Origin of the sequence: Yersinia entomophaga (genome assembly GCF_001656035.1) — a bacterium.
In the GTDB taxonomy this organism is placed as follows: domain Bacteria; phylum Pseudomonadota; class Gammaproteobacteria; order Enterobacterales; family Enterobacteriaceae; genus Yersinia; species Yersinia entomophaga.
Genome location: NZ_CP010029.1, coordinates 1,774,886 through 1,787,042 on the forward strand (window position 1 = coordinate 1,774,886; position 12,157 = coordinate 1,787,042).

A 12,157-nucleotide genomic window follows, 5' to 3' on the forward strand; every position below is an offset into this window, starting at 1 on the left:
CATTGAGGTTATTTTTATGTGAAAGTTATAAGACATTATGGATAGAATGCTGAAATATTTTCACTTAACGTTAAATGGGCTTTGTATGCTGCAAATACTACATTTTCTTTTGGCTTTGATAATCATCACGCTACTGGCCTTAGCCGCGAGCAATGATCGCAAGCAGATTCGCCTACGGTATATTCTTCAACTTTTAGCTATTGAAATTGCCTTTGCCTACTTTTTACTGCATTCCGACATTGGGCTTGGCGCGATTCAACACTTCGCTGGTTTCTTTGAAACGTTGATGAAATTTGCCGCAATTGGTACCAGCTTCGTATTTGGTAATATGAACGAACAAGGTCTCGCGTTTATATTTCTCAATGTTTTATGCCCGATTGTTTTTGTTTCAGCTTTAATAGGAATATTGCAACATTTCCGGATCTTGCCTTGGGTAATTCGCGGTATAGGTACGGTGCTTTCAAAAGTAAACGGTATGGGAAAGCTTGAATCTTTCAATGCTGTGAGCACCTTGGTTCTCGGCCAATCAGAAAACTTTATCGTCTATAAAGGCGTGATTGCCGATATTTCTCAGCGCCGTATGTATACGCTCGCCGCTACGGCCATGTCGACTGTTTCGATGTCAATCGTCAGCGCATATATGACAATGTTAGAGCCGAAGTTTGTTGTGGCAGCCTTAATACTCAACATGTTCAGCACATTCATTGTTCTTTCCATTATCAACCCTTACCCAACGGGCGATGAGCCTGAGATAAAATTAAATAAGCTACATGATGATCAAAGTTTCTTTGAGATGTTAGGGGAATACATCCTGGCTGGATTTAAAATCGCCATTATCATCGCCGCAATGCTGATTGGTTTTATTGCGCTAATCGCCGCTATTAATGCTTTGTTTACCAGCATATTTAGCGTTAGCTTCCAGGAGATTCTCGGCTATGTATTCTACCCCCTTGCCTGGCTAATAGGTATTCCAGCGCCGGATGCGCTAAAGGCAGGCAGTATTATGGCGACCAAATTAGTGTCTAACGAATTCGTTGCCATGATCGAGCTTAAAAAAATAGCGATTGATATGTCCCCGCGTGGCCTAGGCATTCTATCGGTGTTTCTGGTCTCTTTTGCTAACTTTGCCTCAATCGGCATTATCGCCGGCGCGATTAAAGGGTTGAATGAAAAACAGGGCAATGTGGTTTCCCGTTTCGGGCTGAAGCTAGTTTATGGCTCTACATTGGTTAGTTTATTATCAGCAACAATCGCTGGTTTAGTGCTTTGATGAAACGGTTGGCCTTAGAGTGCAATGCCTGAAGGCCAGCCATCATTGAAGATTAAAAATCGACACAGACGGGCGCATCAATACGCATTACTGACTCTTGTGAAAACTGCGCCTTGTACTTATCTCTCAGCAAGTTAACCGCGAGATCACTGTCTTTGCTTTCGGCATGAATCAGCATCAGCGCTTTGCTATTTTCTTTTGCTACTATCCCGTCATGCCCCAGCCATTGCCCTTTGGCTTCAAACACGGTTAATCCGTCTTTAAATTTCGGAGTAACCTCTGAGTCAACAAATGATTGCCACTCAGCGGGAGCAATCACCGGGCCTTGCGGGCGATTCATACCGAAATAAAGCGTTGTTTGCACCATAGGAACACCCTGCTGACAAACAGAGGGAACAGCCTTTATCGTAGCCGAATTCGCCGCTGACTCAGGACGTATAACGCATCCGTTTAAAATAAACCCCGAAGCAATTATTCCTAGAATAAAGCCGGCACGCCGACATAAGTAATTTCTGCTGTTATCCATATAGATAGGATTCTCTTTAGAATAGAAAATGACGCTGCATGAAATTAGCATTTAGCGGCTAACTGCTGCAATGGCGAAATCATTACGCCATTACGCCATTACGCCATTACGCCATTACGCCATTACGCCATTACGCCATTACGCCATTACGCCATTACGCCATTACGCCATTACGCCATTACGCCATTACGCCATGCAGAGTTTAAATAATCTAACTCACCCATCAATAGAAATAATAACCAACCACTGTAATACATAGCATAAAACCCCACATCGGATTAATAAATCTAATGCAAAACATACAGGGTTAGAAAATCTCAGTCGCGTTTGAATTGTGCGGCCATTACCCTTGATCTTTTGCCGCCCCCTTGTGTGAAAGACTATGTTACTTAGCGTTCTCTATATTATTGGTATTACCGCAGAAGCTATGACCGGCGCGCTAGCAGCAGGCCGTCGCCAAATGGACATGTTTGGCGTCATTATTATCGCCTCCGCCACGGCAATTGGCGGTGGTTCAGTCAGGGATATGTTGTTAGGGCATTATCCGCTGGGTTGGGTCAAAAATCCTGAATACATCGTTATCGTTGCTATCGCCGCAATAGTAACCACCTGGGTAGCACCTCTGATGCGCCATTTACGTCACCTTTTCCTGGTACTTGATGCTATCGGCCTCATCGTTTTCTCAATTATCGGAGCACAAATTGCGTTAGATATGGGCCATAGCTCTATCATTGCCGCTATCGCTGCAGTCATTACCGGTGTCTTTGGTGGCGTACTTCGTGATATGCTTTGTAACTGTATTCCCTTAGTTTTTCAGAAAGAAATCTATGCTGGAGTATCCTTTGCCGCAGCATGGATTTATATCGCTCTACAGTACACGCCGCTTTCTCATAATTGGGTTGTCATCATTACATTGGTTACTGGCCTGACTGCCCGGCTGCTTGCTTTGCGTTACCGTTTAGGATTACCCGTCTTTAAATATGAGCATCAGGATCATTGATTCTCTGTAGCTGCTAGCGCTCTATAAATTCAAACCCCTTTATTTGATGGTGCGACAACGTAGCTACAAGTTGCCGCACCTCCGAATCAGCGGCAAATGCCATTATTTGTTTTACACGCTTCTTACCTATATTCGCCAAAGATAGCCATTCTTGGTTCGAGCGCCGTAATAAATCTGTCCAGCGTTCTGGATAGTCTTCTTTTTTAGCTAGCTTGGGGAAACCCAACGCCGCCAACCACTCGCCAAACGGCCGCTCTCTTGCTACCTGAAACTGTTGATAAATCGTCTTTGCTTTCGCCGCTCCTATACCTGGTACAGCGGCAATATCATCCGGTGTAAATTCAAGCCATTCAACGAGATTACTCATCAAGCCATGGTCGATAAAGGCCTGCCAAACACCCGTACTAATACCTGCCATATTCAGTCCTGAACGGCTACTTAACCAACTCAAACGGGCAATAAATTGCTCATTACAAGAAGCGGGTTGACGGCGAAAACAGCTTAACGAATGAAATAAAGCGGAATCGGGGGGGTTAACGACATGCCGATTCTCCACTCGCCAGACAACGTTATCCAAGCGAGGGATACCTTGCCCCGCTAACGAAACTGTTATTTGATCGCCGGGAATGACGTCCCAGTACCGCCAGCGTTCAACCGATCCAACATTGACATTTTTCACCCATTTGTCATCCAGCCGAATAGGCTCTAGAGATAAAATAGCGCTGACCTTCCCTGTTCGGCCTATGGTGAAATTAACTGATTTCACCTGCGTGACTTGCTGAAAGGGAGAGTATTTCCAGGCAATAGACCAGTAACCGGGCTGTGATTGCCAATGATGCCCCGCAGGTTCTTGCTCTTGCCGGATAACAATTCCGTCGGTCACAAATGGCAACGGTGATTCAAACCAGCGTTGTCGCCATGCAACAATATCACTCGCTGAAGTGACCGGCATACTGAACTCTTTAGTCAGCGAAAATCCCATCCGCCGTAACTCACGCAGCTTCTCGGTCATAATCGCGGGTCCATCAGGCCATGCCCAAATGAAAATACCTATATCGGACAACAATGCCGAAGGTGACTTTTTCATCATTGCTCCCGCCACCAAAGCCCGGGCATTAATACCGCCAGCTTCTTTCTGTTTATGGTGAGTTACCTTTAGGAAAAGTTCGCCGTGCAGGACCAGTAACGGCGGAGCCTGAGAAATAAAGTGGGGAATTGCAGGTATATATTTCACTTTATCCGTCCAGTTCTGGCCTACTGCACCGTCGCCTCGGCTGATCGCTTGCGTCAGGTTTCCTTGAACATAGGTTAACGTGACCGCGACACCATCAACTTTAGGCTGAACCCAAAGGTTTTTTCGTTCGGCGAGCCATTCAGATAAAGCCCCTTTCCCATGGAGTTTTTTTAATCCCGTATGAGCAACGGGATGAGATAATCTATTCTGCAAACTGATGGTAGGAGAAAGAGCGTTATTAACTCTTTTCTCGGGTATTGCTATGCATCGCACCCAGTGATTGAGCCGATACCTAAGCTGATCGTAAATATCATCTTCAATCAGGCTATTACCCTGTTGAAAATAAGCGACATCCCATTCTTCTAGTTGCTTTTCCAGTCTGGAGATCTCTGTTTCGAATTCGCTGAGCGTCCATGACGGGCAATCTACCGAAGCTGACGATCTGCCATAGAAAATAGAAACCAAGAGCATCCCCAATATGATTAACTTATCCATGTTCTTTCCCTCGCCGTCCTTGGTGAACATGAGTTAATCCGCTAGCAACGAATAATTAAATAGCCCAAAAGTGAAAATGCGGCACATCTCGAAAAATACTTTTTTCGTTACTGCAACAACTTGAAATTGCTGAATCCCCTACGCAAAGTATGTAATTTGAGCTTTTTAAATACGAAACCTTGTAGTGAAATGTGTTGTAACGCTGCATGACGCGGTTAGCCCGTGTATACTGTGCGAAGATTCACACTTCTGCTTTTTATACATCAACCCTAATCAACTGAAACGTCATCATGGTTCAAGGCACGCTATACATTGTTTCCGCTCCAAGTGGGGCTGGAAAATCAAGCCTGATTCAGGCTTTACTGAAAACACAGCCGTTGTACGACACGCAGGTATCCATTTCGCATACTACGCGTGCAAAACGTCCCGGTGAAAATCATGGTGAGCATTACTATTTTGTTTCCGAACAAGAGTTTTGCCAGATGATTGAGGATGATGCCTTCCTTGAGCATGCCAAAGTTTTTGAAAACTACTACGGCACCTCACGTTTGGCCATCGAGCAAACTCTGTCTACCGGCGTTGATGTCTTTTTAGATATTGACTGGCAAGGTGCACAGCAAATTCGTAAAAAGATGCCGGCAGCGCGCAGTATATTTATTCTGCCTCCTTCAAAAGACGAGCTGGATCGTCGTTTACGAGGCCGTGGGCAGGATAGCGAAGAGGTTATTGCCAAACGAATGGCACAGGCCGTCGCAGAAATGGATCACTACGCGGAATACGATTATTTAATCGTAAATGATGATTTCGATTTGGCATTGTCCGATTTGAAAACCATTATTCGCGCCGAACGACTGCGTTTAGACCGCCAAAAACAGCGGCATGACGCTTTAATCAGCAAATTATTGGCAGACTGAACCGAGTTTCAGTATCATGCCCAGTCATTTCTTCACCTGTGGAGTAGCAGAATTATGGCACGCGTAACTGTTCAAGACGCTGTAGAGAAAATTGGTAACCGTTTTGACCTGGTGTTGGTCGCTGCTCGTCGGGCGCGCCAAATCCAGTCTGGCGGTAAAGATGCACTGGTTCCAGAAGAAAACGATAAAGTTACCGTTATCGCACTGCGTGAAATCGAAGAAGGCCTGATCACTAATCAGATCCTTGATGTTCGTGAACGCCAAGAGCAGCAAGAGCAAGAAGCCGCAGAAATTCAAGCGGTTACTGCCATTGCCGAAGGTCGTCGTTAATTAGTAATTAGACTGTGAGTCTGCCTTGTACCTGTTTGAAAGCCTGAATCTGCTGATTCAACGTTACCTGCCAGAGGAGCAGATTAAGCGCCTCAAACAGGCATATCTTGTTGCGCGTGATGCTCACGAGGGTCAGACACGCTCCAGCGGTGAGCCTTATATTACTCACCCGGTTGCCGTGGCCTGTATCCTGGCGGAAATGCGACTCGACTACGAAACCCTGATGGCGGCGTTATTGCATGACGTCATCGAAGACACGCCTGCGACATATCAAGATATGGAGCAACTGTTCGGGAAAAGCGTAGCTGAGTTGGTCGAGGGCGTATCCAAACTCGATAAATTAACCTTCCGCGACAAGAAAGAGGCCCAGGCGGAAAACTTCCGCAAAATGATCATGGCGATGGTGCAGGATATCCGCGTCATTTTGATCAAACTGGCAGACCGCACGCACAATATGCGCACTCTGGGTTCTTTACGCCCAGATAAACGCCGCCGCATAGCTCGTGAAACCCTCGAAATTTATAGCCCTTTAGCCCATCGTTTGGGTATTCATCATTTGAAAACCGAGCTTGAAGAGCTGGGTTTTGAAGCGCTATATCCCAATCGCTACCGCGTCATCAAAGAAGTGGTAAAAGCCGCTCGCGGTAACCGTAAGGAAATGATTCAAAAAATCCTGTCGGAGATTGAGGGTAGGTTAACCGAAGCGGGTATACCTTGCCGGGTCAGTGGACGTGAAAAACACCTCTATTCGATCTATTGCAAGATGAATCTTAAAGAGCAACGTTTTCACTCCATTATGGATATCTATGCTTTTCGCGTCATTGTGAAAGAAGTGGATACCTGTTACCGGGTTTTAGGCCAGGCTCATAGCCTGTACAAGCCGCGCCCCGGCAGAGTAAAAGACTACATTGCCATTCCCAAAGCTAACGGTTATCAATCGTTACATACCTCATTAATTGGCCCTCACGGCGTTCCTGTCGAAGTACAAATTCGTACTGAAGATATGGACCAAATGGCCGAAATGGGTGTTGCCGCACACTGGGCTTATAAAGAACAGGGCGAATCCGGCACCACGGCTCAAATCCGCGCCCAGCGCTGGATGCAGAGCCTGCTGGAATTACAGCAAAGCGCGGGCAGCTCATTTGAATTTATCGAAAGCGTAAAATCCGATCTGTTCCCCGATGAAATTTACGTTTTCACCCCAGAAGGTCGCATCGTCGAACTACCGGCGGGCGCAACGCCGGTAGACTTCGCCTACGCGGTACACACCGACATTGGCCATGCCTGCGTCGGTGCCCGTGTAGACCGCCAGCCTTACCCTCTTTCGCAGGCGCTTAGCAGCGGCCAAACCGTTGAGATTATTACCGCTCCGGGAGCCCGCCCTAACGCTGCATGGCTGAATTTTGTTGTGAGTTCAAAAGCCAGGGCCAAAATTCGTCAGTTGCTGAAAAACCTGAAACGCGATGAGTCCGTTAGCCTTGGCCGACGTTTACTGAATCACGCTTTGGGCAATGGCCGTAAGTTGGCAGATATTTCTCCGGAAAATATCCAGCACGAACTGGATCGCATGAAACTGGCATCGGTAGACGATCTGCTGGCTGAAATCGGTTTAGGCAATGCCATGAGCGTAGTGGTTGCGAAAAATCTACTGGGTGACCCTGCTAATATCGCCGCGTCAGGCACCAGAAAACTGCCAATTAAAGGCGCTGATGGTGTGTTGATTACCTTCGCTAAGTGTTGCAGACCTATTCCGGGCGACCCGATCATTGCGCATATTAGCCCAGGCAAAGGCTTGGTGATTCACCATGAATCCTGTCGGAATATCCGTGGCTATCAGAAAGAGCCAGAGAAATTCATGGCGGTTGAATGGGATAAAGTCACCGAGCAAGAATTTATTGCCGAAATTAAAGTCGACATGTTCAATCAGCAAGGCGCTCTGGCTAACCTAACTGCGGCTATTAATGCGGCTGAATCAAACATTCAGAGTATGAATACCGAAGAGAAAGATGGCCGAATCTACAGCGCCTTTATTCGCCTGACAACGCGAGATCGTATCCATTTGGCGAATATTATGCGTAAAATTCGTATCATGCCGGACGTAGTCAAAGTCAGCCGTAACCGCAATTAAGGCCTATGAATCCCCAACGCTATGCGCGGATTTGTGAAATGCTTGCCACCAGACAGCCGGATTTAACCGTCTGTCTGGAGCAAGTACATAAACCCCACAATGTTTCCGCAATCATTCGTACCGCTGATGCCGTAGGCATTCATCAAATCCATGCAATTTGGCCCACCGCAGAAATGAATACCCTGCTGTCTGCTGCCGCTGGCAGCAATAGTTGGGTTCAGGTTAAAACACATCCCGAAATTAGCGGTGCGGTCCAACATTTCAAAACCCAGGGTATGCAGATTCTGGCGACACATCTTTCTGATAACGCCGTTGATTTCAGAGAAATTGATTACACTCGCCCAACCTGTATTCTGATGGGGCAGGAAAAAACCGGTATTTCAAAAGAGGCCTTAGCGCTGGCCGATCGCGATATCATTATTCCGATGATCGGGATGGTGCAATCTCTAAACGTTTCCGTTGCCTCTGCGTTGATTCTGTACGAAGCTCAGCGACAGCGGCAAAATGCCGGAATGTATCAGCGTGCAGCTAGCGTGTTGGATAAAGATGAGCAGCAACGGCTGCTGTTCGAAGGCGGTTATCCGGTTTTGGCACAGGTTGCCAAACGCAAGGGTCTGCCTCCTCCTCATATCGATGAGCATGGCCAGATTATTGCCGAGCCGCAATGGTGGTCTGCTATGCAAGCAACGGAGTCGTAAATGAAAGGCCACCTGCTCGATGCCGTTCCCCTGAGTACACTCTCCGGCGTTGGCGCAAGTCAGGCTGGCAAGTTGGCGAAAATGGGGCTGGAAACCATTCAGGATCTGTTGCTCCATCTACCTCTGCGTTACGAAGACCGCACCCGCCTTTATCGTATCGGTGACCTGCTACCTGGCATTTTTGCAACCGTGGAAGGCGAAGTGCTGCGCTCTGATATTAGCTTTGGCCGCCGTCGAATGCTGACCTGTCAGATAAGCGACGGCAGCGGTATTCTTACCCTACGCTTCTTCAATTTTAACGCTGCGATGAAAAACAGCCTGTCCCCCGGCAAGCATGTTATCGCCTATGGAGAAGCTAAGCGCGGCAACCACGGGCCGGAAATCATTCATCCGGAATATCGAGTACATGGAGAAAATACGGGTATTGAATTACAAGAGTCTCTGACTCCAGTTTATCCCACGACTGAAGGTATTCGTCAGGCAACGCTGCGTAAGCTCATCGATCAGGCACTAGCCTTACTTGATATCAGCGCTATCGCAGAGTTACTGCCGCAGGAACTCAGCCGCACGCTTATCAGTTTGCCAGATGCTATTCATACCCTGCATCGCCCACCAGCAGATATTCAGTTAACCGATCTGGAGCAAGGGAAACATCCGGCACAGCGCCGATTAATATTGGAAGAACTGCTGGCTCATAATCTCAGTATGCTGGCTGTACGGGCGGGAGCACAAAGCTACAAGGCTTTGCCGTTGCTCGCTGAAGAACAGCTAAAACAACGTTTTCTGGCTAATCTCCCCTTTAAACCAACCTCTGCTCAACAAAGGGTTGTGGGTGAAATTGAACAAGATCTGACTAACCCTTTCCCCATGATGCGATTGATTCAGGGTGACGTGGGCTCGGGTAAAACACTGGTTGCCGCTCTGGCGGCGCTGCGGGCTATCGCTCATGGCAAGCAGGTCGCGCTGATGGCACCGACGGAATTATTAGCAGAACAGCACGCAAATACCTTCCGTCAGTGGTTCGAACCACTGGGGCTGGAAGTCGGCTGGCTGGCTGGTAAACAGAAAGGCAAGGCGCGGCTGGCACAGCAGGAAGCCGTTGCCAGTGGACGGGTTTCCATGGTGGTGGGTACTCACGCTATCTTTCAGGAACAGGTGCAGTTCTCAGGGCTGGCGCTGGTTATTATTGATGAACAACATCGGTTTGGTGTTCATCAGCGTTTGGCGTTATGGGAAAAAGGCGAGGAACAAGGTTTCCATCCTCATCAGTTGATTATGACCGCCACCCCAATTCCTCGCACATTGGCGATGACCGCATATGCTGATTTAGATACTTCGGTTATTGATGAATTACCTCCGGGAAGAACGCCGGTCACTACCGTTGCCATTCCGGATACCCGGCGCAGCGATATTATTGCCAGGGTGAAAAACGCCTGTCTGGAAGAAGGCCGTCAGGCTTATTGGGTCTGCACGTTGATTGAAGAATCAGAATTACTGGAAGCGCAAGCAGCGGAAGTGACCTGCGAGGAGTTGAAAGCAGCCCTGCCGGAGATAAAAGTCGGTTTAGTACATGGCCGAATGAAAGCCGCGGAAAAACAATCGGTTATGCAATCATTCAAACAAGGGGAATTGCAGCTGCTGGTTGCAACCACGGTGATTGAAGTGGGTGTCGATGTCCCTAACGCCAGCCTGATGATTATTGATAACCCGGAGCGCCTCGGTTTAGCTCAGTTGCACCAGCTGCGTGGTCGGGTCGGGCGCGGTGCAGTGGCCTCTCACTGTGTGCTGCTGTATAAAACTCCGCTCAGTAAAACGGCTCAAATGCGCTTGCAGGTTTTACGAGACAGTAACGATGGGTTTGTTATTGCGCAGAAAGACTTGGAAATACGCGGCCCCGGCGAATTATTAGGTACGCGGCAAACCGGTAGTGCAGAGTTCAAAGTTGCTGATTTAATGAGAGATCAGGCTATGTTGCCTGAGGTTCAGCGCATTGCCCGTCACCTTCAACAGCAATATCCTGAAAGTGCAAAAGCGCTGATTGAACGTTGGCTGCCAGAGCGATCTCGCTACACCAACGCTTAAATATTATAAGGGAAAGCCATTGCGGCTTTCCCTTTAAACACCGACTTTAGCCCGCAACTGCTGGGAATATTGGCAGCAACAGATAAAGTTTTATCACAATCGCATTGACGATATCGATGAAGAAAGCACCAACCATTGGCACAACCAAGAATGCCAAATGAGAAGGGCCGAAACGATCGGTAATCGCCTGCATATTAGCGATTGCCGTCGGCGTCGCGCCTAAGCCGAAACCACAGTGACCCGCAGCCAACACAGCCGCATCATAGTTTTTACCCATCACTCGGTAAGTCACAAAGATTGCGTATAGCGCCATCGCCAACGCCTGAACCACCAGAATAACCAGCATTGGTAAAGCCAGGGAAGCCAGCTCCCAAAGTTTGAGGCTCATCAGCGCCATTGCCAAAAACAGCGACAAACTGACGTTACCCAGCACGGAAACCGCACGGTCAAACACCTTGTAAAAGCCAACCATAGCCAGACCGTTGCTAAGGATCACGCCAACAAACAGCACGCAAACAAAGGTCGGTAATTCAAACATTGTGCCCTGTAGCAAGGCTGCAATGTGATGCCCTGCCATCAAACAAATGGCAATCATCGCAATGGTTTCGACCATCACCAACGGCGTAATCAGACGGCCAGTAGATGGTTTTTCAAATGCAGATGGCAGCTCGCTATCTTCCGGTTTTCCATCCGGCGTAGAAGAATGCTTCACCAGATAACGGGCCACAGGGCCGCCGATCAATCCACCTAAAACCAGGCCGAATGTGGCACAAGCCATTGCTACTTCGGTAGCATTTTCAAAACCATAACGCTCGACGAACAGTTTACTCCACGCCGCACCGGTTCCGTGACCACCGGAAAGCGTGATAGAACCCGCCAATAGGCCCATCAAAGGATCTAGCCCCATCAGCTTCGCTAACGCGATACCGATGGCGTTCTGCATTAATAGCAGGCCGACTACCACAAAAACGAATACGCTTAACGCTTTCCCGCCGGCACGCAGGCTGGCCAGATTCGCGTTCAAGCCTATGGTGGCAAAGAAAGTCAGCATTAGCGGATCTTTGAGGGACATATCAAAGCTGATTTCCCAGCCAAGAGTTTTTTGCACCAGCAATAACAGCAGAGCTACCAGCAAACCACCGGCAACAGGTTCGGGAATTGTATATTTAGTTAGGAAGGGAACCGATTGTACGAGTTTACGCCCTAGTAACAGAACCAGTGTGGCCGCTACGAGCGTGCCATAGGTATCGAGATGAAACATCCTGGTACTCCATGTAATTAAAATATCTAATAAAAATATGACGTTAGCCGAATCCTTAAAAAACGCCAAAGCAGGTTAGGGTGGATTAGAAAAAAAAACGCTGAGAATTACAAGTTTGGTGAGATAAAAATGCGAGCAGGCAACAAATGCGTATTTTGAAAAAATCGAAGCGCAACCGATTGCTTTTGTGAAGCGGATCATTAAAATGCCCCCTTTGCC

General features: G+C 47.8%; 11 protein-coding genes. 8 read left to right on the forward strand and 3 right to left on the reverse strand.

Translation table 11 applies throughout. The annotated features are described in order from the left end of the window. Positions 1 to 85: 85 nt before the first annotated feature. Positions 86 to 1,270, forward strand: a complete 1,185-nt coding sequence (locus PL78_RS08100) for a NupC/NupG family nucleoside CNT transporter (RefSeq protein WP_064518324.1) — start codon at positions 86 to 88, stop codon at positions 1,268 to 1,270. Positions 1,271 to 1,322: 52 nt separating this feature from the next. Here the strand turns inward: PL78_RS08100 and PL78_RS08105 are convergent, their stop codons facing one another. Then, on the reverse strand, positions 1,323 to 1,796 hold the full coding sequence (locus PL78_RS08105) for a DUF3574 domain-containing protein (RefSeq protein ID WP_064514628.1): 474 nt from the start codon (positions 1,794 to 1,796) through the stop codon (positions 1,323 to 1,325). A 70-nt stretch (positions 1,797 to 1,866) separates the two neighbouring features. Between PL78_RS08105 and PL78_RS19955 the strand changes: the two genes are divergently transcribed. Next, positions 1,867 to 2,055, forward strand: a complete 189-nt coding sequence (locus PL78_RS19955; protein WP_084414305.1) for a hypothetical protein — start codon at positions 1,867 to 1,869, stop codon at positions 2,053 to 2,055. Between the two features lie 123 nt (positions 2,056 to 2,178). Further along, positions 2,179 to 2,796: a trimeric intracellular cation channel family protein gene (locus tag PL78_RS08110; protein WP_049601436.1), complete on the forward strand. Its 618-nt coding sequence runs from the start codon at positions 2,179 to 2,181 to the stop codon at positions 2,794 to 2,796. 13 nt (positions 2,797 to 2,809) lie between these two features. Here the strand turns inward: PL78_RS08110 and ligB are convergent, their stop codons facing one another. Then, a complete protein-coding gene (gene ligB, locus PL78_RS08115; RefSeq protein WP_084414378.1) occupies positions 2,810 to 4,525 on the reverse strand; it encodes an NAD-dependent DNA ligase LigB in 1,716 nt (571 codons plus the stop codon). A gap of 290 nt (positions 4,526 to 4,815) precedes the next feature. On the opposite strand from ligB, the gene gmk reads away from it, so the two are divergent. The 5 genes from gmk to recG are packed head-to-tail and all read left to right on the forward strand — an operon-like array spanning position 4,816 to position 10,677. Next, positions 4,816 to 5,439, forward strand: coding sequence for a guanylate kinase (gmk, locus tag PL78_RS08120; RefSeq protein WP_049601430.1), 624 nt, complete (start codon positions 4,816 to 4,818; stop codon positions 5,437 to 5,439). Between the two features lie 54 nt (positions 5,440 to 5,493). Then, entirely contained in the window at positions 5,494 to 5,769 is a 276-nt protein-coding gene (rpoZ, locus tag PL78_RS08125; protein ID WP_004392061.1) for a DNA-directed RNA polymerase subunit omega, read from the forward strand. A 25-nt stretch (positions 5,770 to 5,794) separates the two neighbouring features. Continuing rightward, positions 5,795 to 7,897 (forward strand): bifunctional GTP diphosphokinase/guanosine-3',5'-bis pyrophosphate 3'-pyrophosphohydrolase, encoded by a 2,103-nt coding sequence (gene spoT, locus PL78_RS08130; protein ID WP_064514632.1) that lies wholly within the window; start codon positions 5,795 to 5,797, stop codon positions 7,895 to 7,897. Positions 7,898 to 7,902: 5 nt separating this feature from the next. Next, entirely contained in the window at positions 7,903 to 8,595 is a 693-nt protein-coding gene (gene trmH / locus PL78_RS08135; RefSeq protein WP_071889792.1) for a tRNA (guanosine(18)-2'-O)-methyltransferase TrmH, read from the forward strand. After that, positions 8,596 to 10,677 (forward strand): ATP-dependent DNA helicase RecG, encoded by a 2,082-nt coding sequence (gene recG / locus PL78_RS08140; RefSeq protein ID WP_064514636.1) that lies wholly within the window; start codon positions 8,596 to 8,598, stop codon positions 10,675 to 10,677. Positions 10,678 to 10,723: 46 nt separating this feature from the next. Here recG and gltS read toward each other — a convergent pair whose 3' ends face one another. Then, positions 10,724 to 11,938: a sodium/glutamate symporter gene (gene gltS, locus PL78_RS08145; RefSeq protein WP_064514638.1), complete on the reverse strand. Its 1,215-nt coding sequence runs from the start codon at positions 11,936 to 11,938 to the stop codon at positions 10,724 to 10,726. Between the last annotated feature and the right edge of the window lie 219 nt (positions 11,939 to 12,157).